General features: G+C 59.3%; 17 protein-coding genes. 14 read left to right on the plus strand and 3 right to left on the minus strand.

The genetic code is table 11. The features are described 5' to 3' along the window. Positions 1 to 6 precede the first annotated feature (6 nt). Positions 7 to 381 (minus strand): chorismate mutase, encoded by a 375-nt coding sequence (locus tag ADA16_RS08290; RefSeq protein WP_048760807.1) that lies wholly within the window; start codon positions 379 to 381, stop codon positions 7 to 9. Between the two features lie 86 nt (positions 382 to 467). On the opposite strand from ADA16_RS08290, the gene ADA16_RS08295 reads away from it, so the two are divergent. After that, complete coding sequence (locus ADA16_RS08295) at positions 468 to 3,149, plus strand: UvrD-helicase domain-containing protein (protein WP_414629658.1); 2,682 nt, start codon at positions 468 to 470, stop codon at positions 3,147 to 3,149. Between the two features lie 72 nt (positions 3,150 to 3,221). Here the strand turns inward: ADA16_RS08295 and ADA16_RS08300 are convergent, their stop codons facing one another. Both ADA16_RS08300 and ADA16_RS08305 read right to left on the minus strand, forming a co-directional pair. Further along, the gene (locus ADA16_RS08300; protein ID WP_048760811.1) at positions 3,222 to 3,713 is read right to left on the minus strand and encodes a hotdog fold domain-containing protein; all 492 of its coding nucleotides are present in this window, start codon (positions 3,711 to 3,713) and stop codon (positions 3,222 to 3,224) included. 162 nt (positions 3,714 to 3,875) lie between these two features. Further along, positions 3,876 to 4,583: a M23 family metallopeptidase gene (locus ADA16_RS08305; protein ID WP_048760812.1), complete on the minus strand. Its 708-nt coding sequence runs from the start codon at positions 4,581 to 4,583 to the stop codon at positions 3,876 to 3,878. Positions 4,584 to 5,116: 533 nt separating this feature from the next. Between ADA16_RS08305 and ADA16_RS08310 the strand changes: the two genes are divergently transcribed. The 13 genes from ADA16_RS08310 to ADA16_RS08370 all read left to right on the plus strand — a co-directional run bounded on the left by ADA16_RS08310 (position 5,117) and on the right by ADA16_RS08370 (position 21,305). Further along, the gene (locus ADA16_RS08310; RefSeq protein ID WP_048761000.1) at positions 5,117 to 6,928 is read left to right on the plus strand and encodes a DUF6350 family protein; all 1,812 of its coding nucleotides are present in this window, start codon (positions 5,117 to 5,119) and stop codon (positions 6,926 to 6,928) included. A gap of 57 nt (positions 6,929 to 6,985) precedes the next feature. Then, complete coding sequence (gene purN, locus ADA16_RS08315; protein ID WP_048760815.1) at positions 6,986 to 7,639, plus strand: phosphoribosylglycinamide formyltransferase; 654 nt, start codon at positions 6,986 to 6,988, stop codon at positions 7,637 to 7,639. Next, positions 7,636 to 9,183 (plus strand): bifunctional phosphoribosylaminoimidazolecarboxamide formyltransferase/IMP cyclohydrolase, encoded by a 1,548-nt coding sequence (gene purH / locus ADA16_RS08320; RefSeq protein ID WP_048760816.1) that lies wholly within the window; start codon positions 7,636 to 7,638, stop codon positions 9,181 to 9,183. Before purN ends, purH begins: the two co-directional genes overlap by 4 nt. Positions 9,184 to 9,385: 202 nt before the next feature. After that, complete coding sequence (locus ADA16_RS08325) at positions 9,386 to 9,979, plus strand: TetR/AcrR family transcriptional regulator (RefSeq protein ID WP_048760819.1); 594 nt, start codon at positions 9,386 to 9,388, stop codon at positions 9,977 to 9,979. A 307-nt stretch (positions 9,980 to 10,286) separates the two neighbouring features. After that, positions 10,287 to 11,867: a carboxyl transferase domain-containing protein gene (locus tag ADA16_RS08330; protein WP_048760821.1), complete on the plus strand. Its 1,581-nt coding sequence runs from the start codon at positions 10,287 to 10,289 to the stop codon at positions 11,865 to 11,867. A 55-nt stretch (positions 11,868 to 11,922) separates the two neighbouring features. Then, a complete protein-coding gene (locus tag ADA16_RS08335) occupies positions 11,923 to 14,016 on the plus strand; it encodes an acetyl-CoA carboxylase biotin carboxylase subunit (protein WP_048760822.1) in 2,094 nt (697 codons plus the stop codon). Positions 14,017 to 14,140: 124 nt separating this feature from the next. After that, positions 14,141 to 15,310, plus strand: coding sequence for an acyl-CoA dehydrogenase family protein (locus ADA16_RS08340; protein ID WP_048760824.1), 1,170 nt, complete (start codon positions 14,141 to 14,143; stop codon positions 15,308 to 15,310). A 2-nt stretch (positions 15,311 to 15,312) separates the two neighbouring features. Continuing rightward, positions 15,313 to 15,855, plus strand: a complete 543-nt coding sequence (locus ADA16_RS08345) for a MaoC family dehydratase (protein ID WP_048760826.1) — start codon at positions 15,313 to 15,315, stop codon at positions 15,853 to 15,855. 6 nt (positions 15,856 to 15,861) lie between these two features. Beyond that, the gene (locus tag ADA16_RS08350) at positions 15,862 to 16,740 is read left to right on the plus strand and encodes an HpcH/HpaI aldolase/citrate lyase family protein (protein WP_048761002.1); all 879 of its coding nucleotides are present in this window, start codon (positions 15,862 to 15,864) and stop codon (positions 16,738 to 16,740) included. Between the two features lie 106 nt (positions 16,741 to 16,846). Beyond that, positions 16,847 to 18,601, plus strand: a complete 1,755-nt coding sequence (locus ADA16_RS08355; RefSeq protein WP_048760828.1) for an AMP-binding protein — start codon at positions 16,847 to 16,849, stop codon at positions 18,599 to 18,601. Positions 18,602 to 18,605: 4 nt separating this feature from the next. Beyond that, positions 18,606 to 19,358, plus strand: a complete 753-nt coding sequence (locus tag ADA16_RS08360; protein WP_048760830.1) for a CoA transferase subunit A — start codon at positions 18,606 to 18,608, stop codon at positions 19,356 to 19,358. After that, complete coding sequence (locus tag ADA16_RS08365) at positions 19,359 to 20,027, plus strand: CoA transferase subunit B (protein WP_048760832.1); 669 nt, start codon at positions 19,359 to 19,361, stop codon at positions 20,025 to 20,027. A gap of 69 nt (positions 20,028 to 20,096) precedes the next feature. Continuing rightward, on the plus strand, positions 20,097 to 21,305 hold the full coding sequence (locus ADA16_RS08370; RefSeq protein WP_048760834.1) for an acetyl-CoA C-acetyltransferase: 1,209 nt from the start codon (positions 20,097 to 20,099) through the stop codon (positions 21,303 to 21,305). Positions 21,306 to 21,406 lie beyond the last annotated feature (101 nt).

A 21,406-nucleotide genomic window follows, 5' to 3' on the forward strand; every position in this document is an offset into this window, starting at 1 on the left:
TGGGGATTAGCCCAGGCGGCCGCGCCCCATGCGCAGCAGCGCCGACGCGATTGCCGGGCCCTCTGGGCCAAGTGCGTCGCGGAACTCGTTGATGATTTGCACCTCTCGGCCGTGCACGAGCCGCGTGCCACCAGATCCCAGGCGGGTCTTGCCGACGGCCTTACTGATTGCGGTGCGGCGTTGAATGGCATCGATGATTAGCCCGTCAAGGCGATTGATTTCCTTGCGGTACTGTTCAATCTCCGCGGAGCTCAATGGGTCATCTGTGCCGGTGGGGGTGCGGACTTCAAAGGGGGATACCGCCGCAGCCTGGTGGCTGCGCTCAGCGCCGTCGGTGTTGTCGGTGTGTGCGGTGGGAGTGTCCGCCGGGTTTTCGCTCATAGTTCTTATTGTGCCAAAGGATTCGAACAGTCCAATCCGGGGGGGGCTCGGCTACTGTAGTAGCCATCATGGGAAATGAAACTGGAATGCTGTTCGGGTCCTTCAACGCTGACGATGGTCGTCCTGACGATGGGCATGGTGGTTCGAACCACGGTGAGCCGGGCGGTGCTACGCCTGGCCGTGGCGCGTTCGGCAACTTCGCCGGCGCTGGTAGCAATAGCGCGCCGAGTGGCGCCGCCAACTTTAGCGGCGGTTTTGGGGGCGGTTTCGAGCCCAGTTTTGATCCCGAATCGCTGCTGGAGGGGCTGAATCCACAGCAGCGCCAAGCGGTGGAGCACATTGGTTCACCACTGTTGATTGTGGCTGGTGCAGGTTCGGGAAAGACGGCTGTGCTGACGCGCAGAATCGCTTACCTGATCGGTGCGCGTGGAGTGCTGCCCAGCCAAATTTTGGCTATCACCTTTACCAATAAGGCCGCAGCTGAGATGCGTGAGCGTGTGGCGGGTCTGGTCGGTGACCAGGCGCGGCGTATGTGGGTGTCTACGTTCCACTCCATGTGTGTGCGCATCCTGCGCATGCAGCACGCGCTGGTGCCGGGCCTTAATTCCAATTTCTCCATTTATGATTCGGATGACTCCCGACGTTTGCTGTCCATGATTGCCAAGGACATGGACTTAGATACCAAGAAGTTCACGGGGCGCGTGCTTTCGTCACGTATCTCTAACCTCAAGAATGAATTGATTGACCCGGAGAAGGCCATCGCGGACGCGTCGACGACGCGCAATCCTTTTGATGACGTTGTTGCACGGGTTTACCTGGAGTATCAGACCAGGCTGCGGGCGGCTAATGCCGTGGATTTTGATGACCTGATTGGTGAGGTTGTTCGGATCTTCACCAAGCACCCACAGGTTGCGGAGTACTACCGCCGCCGCTTCCGGCATGTGTTGGTAGACGAGTACCAGGACACTAACCACGCGCAGTATGCTCTGGTCTCGGCGCTCGTCGGCAAGCCTGGTGGAGATGTGCCTCCGAGCGAGCTGTGTGTGGTGGGCGATTCAGACCAGTCCATTTATGCCTTCCGTGGTGCGACAATTCGCAATATCGAGGAGTTTGAGAAGGACTATCCGGAAGCTACGTCGATTCTGCTCGAGCAGAACTATCGCTCGACGCAGACGATTCTGTCGGCGGCCAATGCGTTGATTGCGCGCAATGAGAATCGCCGGGAGAAGAAGCTGTGGACCGACCTCGGTGAGGGCGGCAAGATTAAGGGCTACGTGGCGGACAATGAGCACGATGAGGCCCGGTTTATTGCCAACGAGATTGAGCAATTGGTTGATTACGGGCCGTACTCATACTCGGATGTGGCGATTTTCTACCGCACCAATAATTCTTCCCGTGCGCTAGAGGATGTCTTCATTCGTATGGGTGTGCCGTACACGGTGGTTGGTGGCACCAGGTTCTATGAGCGCAAGGAAGTACGCGATATCGTCGCTTACCTGCGGGTGATTGAGAACTTCGACGATGACGTTTCGTTGCGTCGCATTATCAATACGCCACGGCGCGGGATTGGTGACCGTGCGGTAGCGCATGTGTCGCTCTATGCCGAGGATGAGCGGTGCTCGTTTGGCACGGCGCTACGTGCAGTAGCTGAGGGCAAGGTGCCGGCGGTGGCGGCGCGGAGCCGAAATGCGATGGTGGCATTCGTCGAGATGATTGATGGCCTTGCGGCGGACATGGCATCCGGCGACCTGGCCGACATTGGTGACTTGGTCAGTGCGATTATTGATCGCAGTGGGTACAAGTCGGAGCTCGAACGCTCCAATGATCCGCAGGATGCTACCCGCCTGGACAACCTCAATGAGCTCGTTAGCGTTGCGCGGGAATTCTCCGCGGAGGCACGGATGATGTCGTCGGTGGATATTAGCGCTGATGTAAATGAAGACGTTGGTGCTGGAGCCGAAAGCGGAACTGATAGCAGTGGCGAGTCCGAGGTGGAATCTGGGATTGCCACGGATCTCGCGCGTGATTTCACGGCCGACTTCGACAACGATGGAGAAGCGGAGCCGGGAAGTCTGCAGGCATTCCTCGAGCGAGTTTCTCTGGTCGCGGATGCGGACCAGATTCCGGATGATGACACCGGTGTAGTCACACTGATGACGCTACATACGGCCAAGGGGCTGGAGTTTCCGGTGGTATTTCTCATTGGCTGGGAAGACGGGCTGTTCCCGCACCTGCGCGCGCTGGGAGACCCGAAGGAGCTGGCCGAAGAAAGGCGCCTGGCCTATGTCGGGATCACTCGTGCCCGCAAGCAGCTGTATCTCACGCGCGCAGTGACACGGTCCTCGTGGGGCTCGCCACAGAACAATCCGCCCTCACGTTTCCTGGGTGAAGTCCCAAGCGATTTAATCGACTGGCTGCGTGAGGCTCCGGCTCGCAGTTGGGGCACCGGTTCTGGTGGTTATGGTTCTGGTGGCTACGGCGCAGGCAGCGCGTTTGGTCGTGGCCGTGGTTCCTCGTCTGGCTTTGGCTCCAGCTCGGGTTTCGGCTCGGGCTTGGGCGGCTCTGCCAGCTCTGGTGCGTCATCCCGGAAGAAGAATCAGGTCTTGCACCTAGAACCCGGGGACAAGGTTGTTCACGACAAGTACGGCTTAGGCACTGTGCTGGAGGTCCAGGGGGTCGCGCCCCGGGCAACCGCGATGATTGACTTTGGATCCGCAGGTAAGGTCCGCATGATGCTTATCGGCGGCGTGCCCATGGAGAAGTTGTAAAAACTATAGATGCGCGGGGGCTAGCTGGAGGGAGGTTCCGCCCCCACTCGCTAGTAATTAGCCCGCTTGTCGCTATTTCGGCTTCTTCGCTGTCACCCAGCAGTTGATAGTGGCATCTTGCACCTCGGTGCCATTGGCATCGGTCAACACGATGTGGACGGGGAGATCCACACCACCGGTCTCTGGGGTGATGGTGGAGAAGTCCGGCAACTCAGCCTTGGCCACGGCCGTCAGGCCGCCAACCGAGATACGCTTGTAGTTTGTCGTCATGCCCTTTGGCACCCAGCGGTGCGTCGTCGGCACACTGGCCTCACAGAGCATGCCCATCGCGAATTCAGCGAGGTTACACGCTGCAATCGCATGCACGGACTTAATGTGATTGCGCACGCCCCACCAGGCGGGCATGTGCGCTACCGCCAGTCCAGGCTGCATAGTCTCTAGCCTGGGGCAAATTGTGCGGAAATATGGCGCCGTCAATGCGGCGGTTAAAGAAAATAAACGCTTGCCGACGACCGGAGTCGCAGCCAACTTCTTCCACATGCGGAATGTTTGAGTTTCGCCCATGTGCCAAGAGTAAATCCCCAGTACCGGCGGTGATGCCGGTTTCTGGAAAATTGCTGAGAAGAGACTCTCACTCGCGGATGCACAGAGTGTCCGGCACATAAGCACAAAGCGCAGGGCTGGCTTAGAGTGGCCAGGCCGGTTCTCACCTGCGCCGATACCTGATTAGTTCAGGCTCAGACCACGCTGGATGAACCAGGTCACCGGGTCGACCGGGGTGGTGCCATCCGGGTGGATTTCGAAGTGGAGGTGAGTACCTGTAGAGAAGCCGCGGTTACCCATACCGGCGATGACCTGGCCAGCTCGGACAGCTTCGCCGACAGCGACGTAGATGGACTCAATGTGGCCGTAGACGGAAACTGAGCCGTCGTCATGGCGAACGCGAATCCACTGGCCGTAGCCCTGAGCCGGGCCTGCATCGATAACAGTGCCATCCATGACCGACATGATTGGGGTGTTGGTCACGTTGGCCAGGTCGACACCGTAGTGGAAGCTTCCCCAGCGTGGACCGAACGGTGAGGTCAGCAGCCCCACGGTCGGGATGGAGAGCTTAGGAGCACGAGCAGCTTGATCGCGAGCAACGCGCTCCTGGTTGTACTGCAACGCCGTAGCGAGGTGGTCGCTGAGGTTAGTGCTCGGATTGAAGGAGCTGGAGGCCAGCACCATCGGAGCATTGTTCTTCGGCTGAGCAGCGCGGGTCTGAGTCGAAGCTGAGTTCTCCGGAGCCTTATTCTCGGTCTCGGCTGCGTGGGCGACCGCGTTGGAAGAAGCGATCGTCGATGCGGACAGCGCGACCAGTGCTGCGCGAGAAGTTGCGGAAACCTCTACCTTGCGGTGCTTTCCGCCTCCGCGACGAGCATTGAAAAACGTCACTTCAATCTCCCTGCCAACGAAACTCTTTGTAACCCAACTGTTATCTAACTTCTGCGATAATAACGGTTCGATATAGGGCAAGCAACTCATATTTAGAGAACTTGTTCACCAATTTGTCAGTTTCAGTTCAATAGAGCCGTGCTGTAACTGTGGGGCTGTTGTCGTGTATCACGGATCCGGTGAAGCGCAATCGGTGTGTTGCCAGGGGATTTATGACGGATGCCCCTTAATCGAGGGGGCGGGTAGGGAGATTGGCAAGTAGTTTCCGGGTGAACTAAGGGTGTGGTAGCGGGGGTGACAAAAGGTAACCCATCGACGTTGACAAATGGAAACCAACGGCGAAGCCACTTTGGGGGGGGGGGCAGCGGAGGAGATCGGACTCAACGGATACCGTCCGTCCTGGGATCCGTACCTTCAAATTAGACTCTGCAATGCCTAAACAAAGAGGCGTTGTATGTATGGCACTATATGGCCATGGCTGTGACGCACCCTTGCGTGGCACCCTATCTATATAGGTGGGCAATCAGCTGTCAATGATTAGACGCGGGAAGGACGATGTCACTGTGAAAGGCGCGGATTCGCGGAGAGGTTCCTCCGGTAGCGATCGAAATCGGCGAAGCCGCACCGGTGCCGGTGGCAGCGGCGGGGGTTCCCGTAGCGTCCGCAGCGAGCACAGTGAGCGCACTGCCCGCGCATGGCAGAACACGCAGGCCGGTCAGACTGGCGGTGCGCGCAGCGTCGGTGCCGACAGCAACCGAGGCACCACGACGAAGATGAAAGCGGGGGGCTCCGGAACGTCGTCACGCAAGGGGCGCCCCTCGGGGTTCCGTCGTTTCATTAACTCTCCCCGTGCGCGCCGGTTTGGGCTGTCTGTTGCCGGCTCTTACGGCGTCGTGATGCTGCTCATTATCTCGGTGGCGCTGATTGGTGTCATCGTGAGTGGTGCCGGCATGTCGCCGCTTCCAGCGAGTATCGCGTCGCTGTGGATGATGTTCAACCTTGCCCCGTTCCGCTTTAACGGCACGACGCTGGGGCTCACGCCGGCGCTACCCGCAGTGCTGATGGTGGCATTCATCGCTTGGCGGGTGCGCCGCGAGGTCGCTGACCGCATCAGCATCAAGGACGTGCGGGCGTTGGTCGGCTCGTATCTGGGCACGCCCATTGTTCTCACCATCATCGCGTGGCTCATGCTTTACGACGCGTCGAAGGTGTTTCCCCGCGTTCAGACCCCCAGTTTCGGTCTCGCGATTGCTGCTGCGCTGCTCGTAAATCTCGTGGCCTTGGTGCTGGGGATGGGGCAGCGGTTGCTGCGTGCACTGCTGCTACGTCGGAAGTTGCCAGAATGGTTGCTCGGGTCTGCGCGACTGGCGGTCAGCTACGTGGCATGGCTGTGGCTGGTCGGCGTTGCGGTAACGCTGATTTCGCTGATCTGGCATCGAGAGTTGTTGGCAGCGACATTTGCGATTACGGATACGACCGGCGAAAGCATTGCGGTCAGTGGGCTCTCGCTGCTTTACCTGCCGAATGTGGCCTTCGGTGCCGTCGGTGTGCTGGTAGGTGGAAAATCGACCTTCGGGCCTGCGGAGGCTGGGCTATTCGCAGTGCACCCGGCTCAGCTGCCACCGCTGCCGATTCTGGCTGCCATGCCTCAGTCGCTGGCGCACTGGGCTTTCGGGGCGTTGATTGTTCTACCGCCAGCTGTCGCAGCTTGGCGCGTCGTGACATTCCTGAAGAAATCTGCACCGAAGCAGCCCTACCTTGTCGTTGTTCTCGGCGCCGTGTGGTCGATCGTGTTCCTCATGGGGTTGGCTTGGCTGCTCGGCGGTGAGGTTGGCATCTTTGGGTGGGCTGGCGCCTCCTGGTGGCTGACCGGTTTGCTCGGTTCGATGTGGCTGGTTGTTCCGGGCGCCATCGTGGTTGTTGCGATGACCGGTGTGCCGTCAATTGGTAGGGACAAGGACGTTCCGGAAATGACCGCTGAGAAGTTCCCTCCGAAGTCTGCAGAAGATGGAGACGGTTCTGCCGAGACCGAGGAAGCTGGCGATGCTGGCAAGAGCGACGATGACTCAGATCAGTCGCAGGAGATTGTTGACGGAGAAGTCGTAGCGACCTCCGAAGACGAAGCCGAGGAAGCGGACGACGCGGAGGCTGGGGCTGAATCTGCCACAGAAGCTGAGCCTGCCACCGAAGATGAATCAAAGTCCGGCGCTGAGTCTGAACACCCTGAAGAAGCTGACGACTCTGAAGAAGATGCGGAAGGTGTCGCAGACGGAGAAGACCCGAGCGAAGTAGATACCACCGATGAGGGTGGCGACGGGGAGCCGTCGTCAAGCGAAAAGAGCTAAGCCAACTTAGGGGGAGCGGAATTTGGGGTCTCTGCCGGGCTGGGTAAGCTAAACGCCGTGACTGAAGCACAGCCCGTCGCAGAAATTTCGCACAATAATTCCTCCAGCAAGCAGCTCCGCATCGTAGTCCTGGCCTCTGGCCTGGGCTCCCTTTTGCAGTCGATGCTGGAATTGCTGGACGCTGAAAAGATTCAGATTGTCGCGGTTGGTTCGGACAAGGATTGTCCGGCGCTGGAGAGGGCTCAAAACCTCAATATCCCAACTTTTCAGGTGCCTTTCGATGCTGAGGCAAAGAAGGACCGAGAAGGCTGGGATATTCGTGTTTTAGAGGCCGTGAACAGTTTTTCGCCGGATATCGTTGTCTCGGCGGGTTTCATGCGCATTCTGGGGCCATCATTTGTGGAGGCCTACAGCAATCGCATTATTAATACGCACCCAGCGCTGCTGCCGTCCTTCCCAGGGGCGCGTGCGGTACCGGATGCACTTGACTATGGGGTGAAGGTCACCGGCACGACCGTGCATATCGTTGATAATGGAGTGGACACCGGGCCGATTCTGGCGCAACAGTCAGTGGCCGTCGAGGACGACGACACGGTGGAGACCCTGCACGAACGAATCAAGGTTGTCGAACGCCGACTCCTGGTTGATGTATTGCACTCGATTGCCGATCACGGAATTGAGCGTGACGGACGAAAGGCTTATCTGAAATGACCAACGACAACACGCAGCGTAAACCCATCAAGCGCGCTCTGATTAGCGTCTACGACAAGACTGGGCTCGAAGATCTGGCTCGCAACCTGCACGAGGCTGGCGTGGAAATCGTTTCCACTGGTTCCACAGCGGGCAAGATTGCCGCAGCCGGCGTGCCTGTGACCCCGGTCGAGGATCTCACTGGTTTCCCGGAGTGCCTCGAGGGCCGCGTGAAGACGCTGCACCCGCGTGTTCACGCCGGCATTCTGGCTGATACCCGCAAGGAAGACCACCTGGCTCAGCTGGAGGAGCTCGGTGTGGAGGCTTTCCAGCTCGTTGTCGTTAACCTGTATCCGTTCCGTGAGACCGTTGCCTCGGGCGCTTCTTACGACGAGTGCGTGGAGCAGATTGACATCGGAGGCCCGTCGATGGTTCGCGCTGCGGCGAAGAACCACCCGTCGGTCGCCATCGTCGTCGACCCGGCTCGCTACGGCGATGTCGCCACCGCCGTGAAGGAAGGCGGTTTCACCCTCGAGCAGCGCCGTGAGTTCGCTCGCGACGCATTCCTGCACACCGCTGATTACGACGCAGCTGTGTCGAACTGGTTTGTTGAGCAGCTCGGCGGCGCTGAGGGGTCCACTCCGACTCCGCTGCGCTACGGGGAGAACTCTCACCAGTCGGCAACCCTGACCCGCATCGGCACCAAGGGGCTGGCAAACGCCAAGCAGCTGAACGGCAAGGAGATGTCGTACAACAACTACCAGGATGCCGACGCCGCATGGCGTGCAGCCTGGGATCACGAGCGCCCGTGTGTGGCAATCATCAAGCACGCTAACCCGTGCGGTATCGCAGTCTCGGATGAGTCCATCGCCGCAGCTCATCGCGCAGCTCACGCATGTGACCCGATGTCCGCATTCGGTGGTGTCATCGCCGTCAACCGCGAAGTTTCCGTTGAGATGGCCGAGCAGGTCAAGGACATCTTCACCGAGGTCATTGTCGCTCCGTCCTACGAAGATGGTGCCGTTGAGGTTCTGAAGGCCAAGAAGAATCTGCGCATTCTCGTCGCCGAGCACGAAGCACCGACCACCGAGAACAAGTTCATCTCGGGCGGTCTGCTCACCCAGGACCCGGATACCTACCAGGCAGAGGGCGATAAGCCAGAGAACTGGGAGCTGGCCACCGGCGAGGCTTTGAACGCCGAAGAGCTGGCTGAGCTCGAATTCGCATGGCGCTCCGTCCGCGCTGTGAAGTCCAACGCCATTCTGCTGTCTAAGAACAACGCCACCGTCGGCGTCGGCATGGGGCAGGTCAACCGCGTGGACTCCGCAAAGCTCGCCGTTGAGCGCGCAAATACGCTTGCCGACGGTGAAAACCGTACTCAGGGTTCCTATGCCGCGTCCGATGCCTTCTTCCCATTTGCTGACGGACTGCAGGTCCTGATTGATGCTGGCGTGAAGGCGGTTGTCCAGCCGGGTGGCTCCATCCGTGATGAAGAAGTCATCGCTGCTGCCAAGGAAGCTGGCGTCACCATGTACATGACCGGTACTCGCCACTTCTTCCACTAATTCCTTACTGGTTTAAGGGGCTAACCGCCGAGGTGCTAACTGACATCTCGGCGGTTTTTCTCTACCAGGAAGTATGTGGAAATAGGGGGGCGAGGATGGGGGTCTGTCGCCGAGCCGTGGTCTATGTGAACACAGGCTGAGGGTAGGCACTGGTGAAAATTACGCAGACGCAACAGCTCGAACACGTTTAACATAAGGGTTTATGTCACGTAGAGCCGAAGCACGACGGCGTCGAGAAGCAGAGATTCTATCCGCTGCTGCTGCGATTATTGCTGACCGGGGATTCCACCAGACTCGGCTGGAGGATGTCGGCTCTGCTGTCGGCGTTTCTGGTCCAGCTCTTTACCGCTACTTCAGCGGCAAGGATGAGCTGTTGGCTCAGATCCTGATTGATATTTCTATCCGACTCGTCGATGGTGCAAGAGCAGTTCTTGATCGAGCAAAGAGCAATGATTGGGGGCCAGAGGAGACGCTTCGGGGACTCCTTGCGCATCACGTGCATTTTGCCGTAACTGAGCCCGATCGCATTCGTGTCCAGGAACGAGAAGGCGGAAATCTGGCGCCAGAGCAGAGCGCAAAAGTACGTTCCTTGCAGCGTCTTTACATGGTCTTATGGGTGGATGCGCTGCGTGAACTACAGCCCGAACTCACCTCTGATGAGGCACAGCTTAAGGTCCAGCTCACCGCTGGGTTGATTAACTCTTCCAGGCACGTGCTCAAATGGGCTGGGCCTGAGGCGACAAGGGAAAATGCCTTTGAGATGGCCCTAGCTGCTCTAGGGATTAACAACCAATAATCTTCATTCATTTTTCTGCCGTCTGGCCTTGCTGCGCTCAGCAGTGTGGGGTCAGGCGGCTTTGTTGTGCGGTGCAGGGCGCTCTCAGCCAGTTGAATTTACCCCCGAAACAGATTTCTAGGAGAAGCTTACATCTCTGTTGGAAACATGTTGTGACCTCGGTGATGGGGTTGTACCTCATGGTGCACAGGAAGTCTACGGGGGTGAAAGTGTGGTCTAGAAAACAAAATTTATTGTGAGGTGACTCGGGTCACATTAACCTTTCCATCAAGAAAGTTAATAGTCATTAACGGAAAGTATTTCGCCCATGACTCACGCCCCAGCATTGACCAACCGGCAGCGTCACGAAGAGCTCGTTGCAGAGCTCAAAGAGCTGCTCAGCACGACCGCACGCGGTGGTTCCGAACGCGCTCGTGCTCGCCATATTTCCCGAGGTAAGCTACTGCCGCGTCAGCGCATCAACCAGCTGCTCGATCCCGGCAGTCCCTTCCTTGAGGTCGCACCTTTAGCGGCCCACGAAATGTACGGCGGCAAGGTTCCGGCTGCTGGCGTCATCGCGGGCATCGGTATCATCGAAGGTCGCCGCTGCCTGGTCGTTGCCAATGATGCAACCGTCTCTGGTGGTACGTACTACCCGTTGACTGTTAAGAAGCACCTGCGCGCACAAGAGATCGCCAGTCTCAACCACCTGCCGTGCATCTACCTGGTCGACTCCGGTGGAGCCATGTTGCTCAACCAGGATGAAGTTTTCCCTGATCGCGATCATTTCGGGCGCATTTTCTACAACCAGGCCAACCTCTCCGCCCGCGGCATTGCGCAGATTGCCGCTGTGATGGGATCCTGTACCGCCGGTGGCGCATACGTGCCGGCAATGAGCGACGAAGCGGTCATTGTGAAAAACCAGGGCACCATCTTCCTGGCAGGTCCGCCGTTGGTTAAGGCTGCAACTGGCGAAGATGTCACGCCGGAAGAACTCGGCGGTGGTGAATTGCACTCCAAGACGTCTGGAGTTACCGACCACTTGGCGGTCAACGATGTCGATGCACTGCGTCGCGTTCGCGATATCGTCGCAACGCTTCCCAAAGACCCGGAAGTTCCGTGGGACACAGAACCCACCGTCGCGCCGACTCGCAACCAGACCGATCTCTACGACGTCGTCCCCGTCGATGCCAAAGTGCCTTACGACGTCCACGAGGTCATCGAAATCATCGTTGACGGTGGCCAGTACCAGGAGTTCAAGGCCGAATTCGGTACAACTTTGGTCACTGCTTTCGCCCGCATTCACGGTCACCGCGTTGGCGTTATCGCCAACAACGGCATTCTCTTTGCAGAGTCCGCTCAGAAGGGGGCACACTTCATCGAGCTGTGTGACCAGCGTGGCATCCCACTGGTTTTCCTGCAGAACACCACGGGCTTCATGGTTGGTCGCGAATACGAGGCCGGTGGTATTGCAAAGCACGGCGCCAAGATGGTCAACGCCGTGGCTACCACCCGCGTGCCCAAGTTTACCGTCGTCATCGGCGGCGCATTCGGTGCCGGCAACTACTCCATGTGTGGGCGCGCATATTCGCCGCGCTTCCTCTGGATGTGGCCGAATGCTCGCATTTCTGTCATGGGTGGTCCGCAGGCGGCGATGACGTTGTCGACGGTTCGCCGCAACCAGATTGAACGCTCAGGCGAGAACTGGTCACAGGAGGAGCAGAAGGAGTTTGAAGCACCAATCCGTGAGCAGTTTGAACGCCAGTCGCACTGCTATTACTCATCGGCTCGCCTGTGGGATGACGGTGTCATCGATCCCGCAGATACCCGCCGAATTCTTGGCATGGCTCTCGAGGTGGCAAGTGCCGCACCCCTGGATGAACAGGGCTTCGGCGTCTTCCGCATGTAGCAACCAGCTAAAAACTCTCGACACCGCATTTTCTGGAAAGGAAACGAAAGGGCACATGACAGCGCACAACACGCAGCCCCACGCAGCTGGCGGCAGCCTGAGTACCGTATTGGTCGCAAACCGAGGAGAGATTGCCTGCCGAATTATCCGAACCCTTCGCGACAATGGAATTCGCTCCGTCGCGGTCTACTCGGATGCCGATGCCGATGCCCCTCACGTCCGCATGGCGGATATGGCCATCCATATTGGTCCATCCCCGGCTCGCGAGTCCTACCTAGTCATCGACAAGATTATCGATGCCGCTCGTCGCTGCGGCGCAGATGGAATCCACCCCGGTTACGGCTTTCTCTCTGAAAACGCAGACTTCGCCACCGCCTGCGAGGAAGCGGGTATCGAATTCATTGGCCCGCCGGCCAGCGCTATTAACACCATGGGCGACAAAATCTCGGCCCGCGCCGCCGTCGAAGCCCGCGATGTTCCCACCGTGCCGGGTCTGTCGCGTCCAGGGCTTAGCGACGAGGACCTCATCGAGGCAGCCCCATCGATTGGCTTTCCAGTTCTGATTAAGCCATCGGCAGGCGGTGGCGGTAAAGGTATGCACCGCGTAGAAAACGCTGCTGACCTGCCGGCTGCGCTCGCGACAGCCCGTCGTGAAGCGGCGGGTGCCTTCGGCGATGATTCCCTGTTCATCGAGCACTTCGTCGACACCCCGCGGCATATCGAGGTGCAGATTCTCGCAGATAAACACGGCAATGTGATCCACCTGGGCGAGCGTGAGTGCTCGCTACAGCGACGTCACCAGAAGGTCATCGAGGAAGCGCCGAGCCCTCTGCTGGATGAGGAAACGCGAAGCGCAATTGGTGAAGCGGCCTGTGACGCGGCCCGTTCGGTTGGCTATGTCGGCGCGGGCACCGTGGAGTTCATTGTGCCGGCGAAGGACCCGTCGTCATTCTTCTTTATGGAGATGAACACGCGCCTGCAGGTTGAGCACCCCGTGACTGAGCAGGTCACCGGCCTAGATCTGGTGGCGCTGCAGGTTGACATTGCTTCGGGACGCCCACTGCCGGTTATCCAGGAAGACGTGACTCTCACCGGTCACTCGATTGAAGCTCGCGTTTATGCCGAAGACCCGGCAGCGGGATTCCTGCCCACTGGTGGCACGGTGACACGTGTCGTCGAGCCGAGCGGGGTGGGAATCCGGGTGGATTCCGGCATTGTCGACGGTTCTGAGGTTTCTTCCCTCTATGACCCGATGTTGATGAAGATCATCTCCCATGGCGAAAACCGTGAACAGGCACTCGAGCGGCTGGACCGAGCACTGGGAGACACCGTTGTGGCTGGTGTCGGAGTCAATGTCGATTTTTGCCGCTACCTACTAAACGTCCCCGAGGTACGTGCCGGAGATCTTGATACCGGACTGCTCGACCGCGTTGCGGAAGGCTTCGCCACCTCCGAAACGCCGGATGATGTTTACCTCGCCGCCGCGATGGACTGGCTGACTTCCCGCTTTGAACAAGCCATCGACTCGCCGTGGCTGACCCCGGATGGCTGGCGTGCCAGCACCCCTGCCGCGCAGCGTATCCGTTTCGGAACGGGGGAGGACTCGCGTTTGATCTCGATTGTGGGCACACCGGCGAGCGCCGACGTCATCGTTGGAGATGTGGTCGCAGGTCTGTCCGCCGAGGCGGAGAACGAAGATATCGACGTCCCGCAGCCGCGGAACTACAAAGTTTCGGTCTACCGCGACGGGGAACATCTGCGCATCGTCCGTGACGGAGTCGCACAGCACTTCCTGGTCGAGACCATCGACAATGCGGGTTCAGCGAACCATGAAGAGTACGTCGTCGCCGGTGCTCACGGCACGTGGGTGCTGCCTCGCACCGAGGTAGTCACCACCGGAGCCGAAGCCGATGCCGGAGGCTCGGGAGTCATCCAAGCTCCGATGCCCGGCGCGATTATCGCGTTGGCGGTTGATGAGGGAGCCCGCGTTGAAGTCGGTGATGCTTTGTTGGTCATGGAGGCCATGAAGATGGAACACACCCTCACCGCCGAAATTGCCGGTGAGGTCAGCTTTTCCGTCGCGCCGGGCGAGCAAGTCGCCGGTGACCAGCAGTTGGCCGTCATCACGGTGGCCGAAGCAGAGGACTAACGGCTCGCACAGCATTCAAAAACAGCCCGCAGCACAACACACAAAGCACAGCGCACGCACACCGCATAACCCGATTTAGACCTACTAGGTCCCACACCTACAAAAACTTCAAGGAGCACTCACCATGTCTGAAAGCACCAAGATTGCAACCGCCATCCTCGACGACGAGTACGTGGAACTGCAGAAGGTAGTTCGCGAATTCGCCAACGAAATTGTTGATCCGGTTTCCGCTGAGCATGACCGCAACCACACCTTCCCCTACGAGATTGTTGCCCAGATGGGGGAGATGGGGCTGTTTGGTCTGCCATTCCCCGAAGAAGTTGGCGGCATGGGTGGCGACTACCTGTCCTTCGGTATCGCTCTGGAGGAGCTGGCTAAGGTCGATCAGTCGGTCGCTATCACCCTGGAAGCGGGCGTTGGCCTAGGTGCCATGCCGATCTTCCACTTCGGTAATGACAAGCAGAAGCAGACCTACCTGCCGGACCTGACTGCTGGCAAGAAGCTCGCCGGTTTCGGTCTGACCGAGCCGGATGCGGGCTCCGATGCCGGTGCCACGCGCACCACCGCCCGTGAGGACGGCGACGATTTCATCATCAACGGTGCCAAGCAGTTCATCACCAACTCCGGTACCGACATCACTTCGCTGGTTACCGTCACCGCAGTGACTGGCCAGAAGGAAGATGGCAAGAAGGAGATTTCCACCATCATCGTGCCAAGCGGCACGGAGGGTTTTGTCGCGGAACCGGCTTACGACAAGGTCGGTTGGAATGCCTCCGACACCCACCCGTTGACCTTCACCGATGTCCGCGTCCCGCAGGAAAACCTGCTGGGTACCCGTGGTCGCGGCTTCGCGAACTTCCTGTCCATCCTGGCGGAGGGCCGTGTCGCAATCGCGGCACTTGCCACCGGTGCTGCGCAGGGCTGTGTCGATGAGTCGGTTCGCCACGCCAAGGAACGTCACTCCATGGGCCGTGCAATCGGTGAGTACCAGGCAGTTTCCTTCAAGATTGCTCGAATGGAAGCGCGTGCGCATGCCGCACGGATGGCGTGGTACGACGCAGCCGCAAAGATGGCCGCGGGCGCAGATTTCCGTCGTGAAGCGTACATCGCCAAGATGATCGCCTCCGAAGCCGCGATGGACAACGCCCGTGACGCGACGCAGATTTTCGGTGGATACGGGTTCATGAACGAATACCGCGTGGCACGTCACTACCGCGACTCCAAGATTCTGGAGATCGGCGAGGGCACCACCGAAGTCCAACTCATGCTAATCGCACGCGGATTGGGGCTGTAAAAATGGCTGACAACAACGCAACCGACATCACCCGCGACGTCGTCCAGCGCGGACTGTGGTTCGAAGAGTACGAGGTTGGCGCGCGTTACCTGCATCGCCCGGGGCGAACTGTCACTGAAACCGATGACGTCCTCTTCACGACGCTGACCATGAACACCCAGCCACTGCACCTGGATGCGCATTGGTCGAGCCAGCAGCCGGGATTCGGCGGCGAGCGGCTGGTCAACTCCATGTGGACACTTTCGACGGTCGTGGGACTGTCCGTCGGGCAGCTGACGCTCGGCACCATCGTCGCCAATCTCGGGTTCACCGAAGTGGCGTTTCCCGCCCCGATGTTCCACGGCGACACGCTGTACGCGGAGACCGTCTGTCGCAACAAGCGCCTGTCCAAGTCCCGCCCTAACCAGGGCATTGTCGAGCTCGAGCACATCGGCCGTAACCAGGACGGCGCCGTCGTCTGCCGCGCTGTTCGCTCCACTCTCGTCCAATGCTCACCGATTTCGCTTGACGACGGCTCCGAGAATGCAGCCTCAGCGGGGAAGTGAGTGGCCATGTCTACGCATAACTCTTGGCAGCCGCTAGGCCCTGCAATTCTGTTTGCGCCGGCTGACAGACCCGAGCGGTTTGGCAAAGCCGCTGACCGTGCCGACATGGTGATTCTTGACCTGGAGGATGGCTGTCGCACAGAAAACCGTGAGGCTGCCCGCGAGGCGATCGCATCCTGCGACCTTGATCCGGCCCGCACGATTGTGCGTGTTAATCCACCGGAGGTTGAGGACTACGCAGCGGATATTGACATGCTGCGTGGCACCGCTTTCCGCCAGGTGATGCTGCCCAAGGCTTCCTCGGCTCAGCAAGTGGATGAGTTGGTAGCGGCACTGGGGGAGAAGACCCAGGTCATTGCCCTTATTGAAACTCCGCTTGGGGTCATGCGCGCCGAAGAGCTGGCGCAGGCCGATGGTGTCGTTGCACTGTTCTGGGGCGCAGAGGACCTGGTGGCGGGATTGGCGGGAACGTCATCACGCTTTAGCGAAGCAGAGGCTGCACTCGCGCCGGGCCGTATCCATGCGGGCAGCTACCGCAGCGTAGCGGTACATACCCGCAGCCACGTTCACCTGGCGGCGGCTGCGCACGATAAGGCCAGCCTGGATTCCATTTACGTGAATATCTCCGACACCGATGGTCTAGCTGCAGAGGCAGCTGATGCCGCGGCGTTAGGATTTGCTGCCACTGTTTGCATCCACCCAGGTCAGGTCCCAACAATCCGCCAAGCGTACCGACCCAGCGACGAGGAAATCGACTGGGCGCGTCGGCTCTTGGCGGAAGCAGAAAAGAATACCGGTGCCTTCAGCTTTGATGGCCAAATGGTGGATGCGCCGCTCTTCCGCCAAGCAGAAGCCATTGCTCGCCGAGCTGCTGTAACCGGTTAGCCCCCCCCATGGTCGGTAACTGCCACCGATTTATTCCCTTTTAAACACATTTCCCTCACACGCTCCGCACGATGCGGAGTCACTCAAAAACCAAGGAGGTCTCCCCATGACCGCGACATTGAAGAACCACGCAGAACAGCGCGCTGCTGATCCTTCGAAGCTGCCGGAGGGCTTCACCACTGTGCCGGCACCGTACGGCAAGGATGTTGTTGATGGCGATGGCAACAAGATGAGCCACGTGTTCGGAGCCGGCATTGAGCAAGGTGCCGCTCCACTTCGCGATGAGACCCTCGGTGAGAACCTGCGTGCGATTGTGGAGAAATTCCCTTCCCGCGACGCCGTCGTTGACGTCTACGCGGATGTCTCCTTTACCTTTGAGCGTTTCTATAATCGGGTTCTGCGCCTGGCCAGCGCTTTCATCCGGGAGGGCTACCGTCCAGGAGACCGCATCGGCATTTGGTCCACCAACCGCTGGGAGTGGACCGTGGTGCAGTACGCCTGCCACCACATCGGCCTGGTGCTGGTCAACATCAACCCGGCTTACCGCCAGCACGAGCTGAACTACGTGCTGGAAAAGGCAGGTGTGCGTATGGTGTTTGCCGCTCGCCGCTACAAGGACTCCGATTACCGAACCATGCTGATTGAGGCCTCCAAGCAGCGCGGTGTGCGCTTGGACAAGGTCATTTACTTCGGTTCGTCCGAATGGTACGAGCACATGCACAGCGAAATCGACGACCTGAGCGAGTACACCTCCCAGCTGAAGCCGGATGATCCAATCAACATCCAGTTCACCTCGGGCACGACAGGCTTTCCCAAGGGCGCTACGCTTACGCACCGCAACCTGCTGAACAATGGATACTTCATCGGTGAGCTGTTGGGCTACACCGAGACCGACCGCATCTGTGTGCCGGTGCCGTTCTTCCACACCTTCGGCATGGTGATTGGCACCTTCGCCGCCTTCACTCACGGTGCCGCTATTGTCATCCCGGCCCCGTCGTTTAAGGCGCGTGAAACACTCAAGGCTGTGCACTCGGCCAAGGCCACCAGCCTCTACGGCGTGCCGACGATGTTCATCAATGAGCTTGAAGAAGCTCATGATCAGGAGGAATACGGATCCCCTTACGACCTGTCGCTGCTGCGCACAGGTGTGATGGCAGGTACCTCCTGCCCGTCGAAGACCATGCGTGATGTGATGGACAAACTCAATATGCGCGAGATTGCCATCTGTTACGGCATGACGGAGACCTCTCCGGTGTCCTTCCAGACCCGCGCGGATTCCCCGCTGGAAAAGCGTGTCAACACCGTCGGGCAGATCATGCCGCACCTAGAAGCTCGCATCATCTGTGAAGAAACCGGCGAGACCCTACCACGAGGTGAACAGGGCGAGGTCGTTGTCCGTGGCTACTCCGTGATGAAGGAGTACTGGGAGCACCCGGAAAAGACCGCCGAGGCCATCGACGCCGACGGCTGGATGCACACCGGCGACTTGGGTGTGCTTGACGACGAGGGCTACCTGTCCATCACCGGACGTATTAAGGACATGCTCATCCGTGGCGGTGAGAACATCTACCCGCGCGAAATTGAAGAGTTCCTGTTCACCCACCCGGCTGTCGTCGATGCGCAGGTCATCGGTGTGCCGGATGACAAGTACGGCGAAGAGATTATGGCATGGGTAATTCTGCACGACGATGTGGAAGACTTCACCGCTGACGATGTGGCGGCCTTTGCCCACGGCAAGCTGTCGCGTCACAAGATTCCGCGCTACGTCCACGTCGTCGAGGAGTTCCCGATGACCGCGTCGGGCAAGGTCCGCAAGGTCGAGATGCGTGAGATGGCTCCGCGCATCCTGGGATGGGTGTAGAGCAATGTCCAAAACAACTGATCAGACCGGCCGCGAGCTTGTCGCAGGCCTCGTCACTGATGGAATGACCCTGGCAGTGGGCGGCTTCGGTCTCTGCGGTGTGCCGTACACCCTCATCGAAGGTGTGCGTGATTCCGGAGCAAAGGACCTCACCATCGTGTCCAACAACATGGGCATCGACGGCAAGGGACTTGGCATTCTGCTGGAGAACAAGCAGGTGGCAAAGGTAGTGGCCTCCTACGTCGGCGAGAACAAGGAGTTTGCCCGCCAGTATCTCGAAGGCGAAATCGAGGTGGAGTTCACCCCTCAGGGAACTCTGGCTGAGCGGCTTCGCGCAGGTGGGGCAGGTATTCCCGCGTTTTACACCGCAACTGGCGTCGGTACGCTCGTTGCAGAGGGCAAGCCCCACGCCGACTTTGACGGACAAACCTACGTGCAAGAGCGCGGCATCGTTGCCGACATCGGCCTGGTCCACGCTTACAACGGTGATATCGACGGCAACCTCGTCTATCGCCGGACAGCGCAGAATTTCAATCCTCTGTGCGCGGCCTCGGGAAGGGTAACCGTTGCCGAGGTGGAGCACTTGTTGGGGCGCGGTGAGATTGATCCGGATCTTGTGATGACTCCGGGAGTTCATATCCAACACGTCGTCCGCGGTGACGGCCGCGAGAAGCTCATTGAAAAACGCACAACCCGGCCACGCAACACCGATTCCAGCCACGATGCCGGTGACGCGGCAGTAGGGGAGGAGATTTAAATGGCACCGACGACGACAATCTTGGACAAGGGCTGGAGCCGTGACGAAATGGCACAGCAGGCCGCCGAAGAACTGCGCGATGGCGACTACGTGAATCTGGGAATCGGCATTCCGACGCTGGTAGCAAACCATATTCCTGAAGGCGTGCGAGTCTTGCTACAGAGCGAAAACGGCATCTTGGGCATGGGGGCTTTCCCGTATGAGGGCGACGAGGACGCCGACCTCATCAACGCGGGCAAACAGACGGTGACGTTGGTGCCGGGCGCGGCAATCTTCGACTCCGCTACCAGCTTCGGCATGATTCGCGGTGGTGCCGTGAAGATGGCTGTGCTGGGCGCGATGGAGGTCAGTCAGTGCGGTGATCTGGCCAACTGGATGATTCCGGGAAAGATGGTCAAGGGCATGGGCGGCGCGATGGATTTGGTTGCAGGTACCCCTCGAGTGGTGGTTTTGACCGACCATGTTTCCAAAGATGGCAAACCAAAATTGGTAAAAGCCTGCGAACTGCCCCTCACAGGTGCGAAAGTAGTGAAAAGGATTATTAGCAACCTGGGAAGCTTCGATGTCGCTGATGATCACCTGGTGCTGCGCAGGCTGGCACCCGGGGTGACGCTGGCTGATATCGAGGCCAACACCGAAGCCGCATACGTGGTTGACCTCGAAAATTAAATACATCAAAGTATGCAGCACTCGCAGTCAGTCCACGCTCATCAGATTTTTACTTAGGAGAATCCATCAATGAGTAACCTTCCAGCTCCCAGCCCGAATGATGTCGTTATCCTCGCTGGTGCCCGCACCCCGCAGGGCAAGCTGCTCGGCCAGCTGGCACCGCTGACTTCCGTCGACCTGGGTGCGCATGCGGTCAAGCACGCTATCGAGCGCTCCGGTGTGGCTCCGGAAGAGGTTCAGCACATCGTTCTTGGACAGGTGATTCTCGCAGGTGCTGGCCAAAACCCGGCTCGTCAGGTCGCCATCAAGGCAGGTCTGCCGTGGAATACGACCGCCGAGATTGTCAACAAGGTCTGCCTTTCCGGCCTGAATGCTGTCATTCACGCTGCTCGCATGATTCGTCTCGGTGACGCAGACGTCGTCGTCGCAGGCGGTCAGGAGTCCATGACGCATGCCCCACACGTCGCTCGCGGTGTTCGCAAGGGCAAGTCCTTCGGCGCGCTGAAGTTGGAGGACACCCTGGAGCGCGACGGTCTGGTCGACTCCTTCGATGGTGTGTCCATGGGTACGCTTACCGACGGTCCGAACAGCGACCTCGGCATTAGCCGCGAGCAGCAGGACGAAGTTGCGGCCGCTTCTCACCAGCGTGCAGCCAAGGCGCAGGAAGACGGAATTTTCGCGCAGGAAATCGCTCCAATCGAGATTCCGCAGCGCAAGGGTGACCCGGTAGGTGTCGACACCGACCAGGGCATTCGCCCGGAGACCACTGTGGAGACCCTGGCCAAGCTGCGCCCGGTCTTCCTGAAGGAAAACGGCACCATCACTGCCGGTAACTCCTCACCAATCTCCGACGGTGCCGCAGCAGTCGTGCTGGCATCGCGTGCCTACGCGGAGAAGCACGGCCTGGACTACCTTGCAGTTGTGGGCAAGGCCGGTCAGACCGCAGGTCCGGATAACTCCCTGCACGCGCAGCCGTCGGACTCCCTGAAGGAAGCCCTGCGTCGCGCTGAGTGGGAGACGCAGGAGCTCGACTTCATCGAGATCAACGAGGCTTTTGGTGCAGTGGCCGTCAAGTCTCTACGCGAGCTGGACTACCCGCTGGAGAAGACCAACATCCACGGTGGCGCGATTGCTCTCGGCCACCCAATCGGCTGCTCCGGTGCCCGCCTGACTCTGACCGCTGCGATGGAGCTGAACCGTCGCGGTTCGGGTCGCGCTGGTGTGTCGCTCTGTGGTGGCGGCGGCCAGGGTGACGCGCTGCTGCTGTACCGCGACTAATCGCACAGGGTAGAAATTCAGCAAACCCGCGTGGTGGTTTCCACTTTATGGAGCCCACAACGCGGGCTTTGTTATCTCCGGGGTAGCCCCTGTATGAAGGT

The organism is Corynebacterium vitaeruminis (assembly GCF_001054325.1).
GTDB lineage: Bacteria > Actinomycetota > Actinomycetes > Mycobacteriales > Mycobacteriaceae > Corynebacterium > Corynebacterium vitaeruminis_A.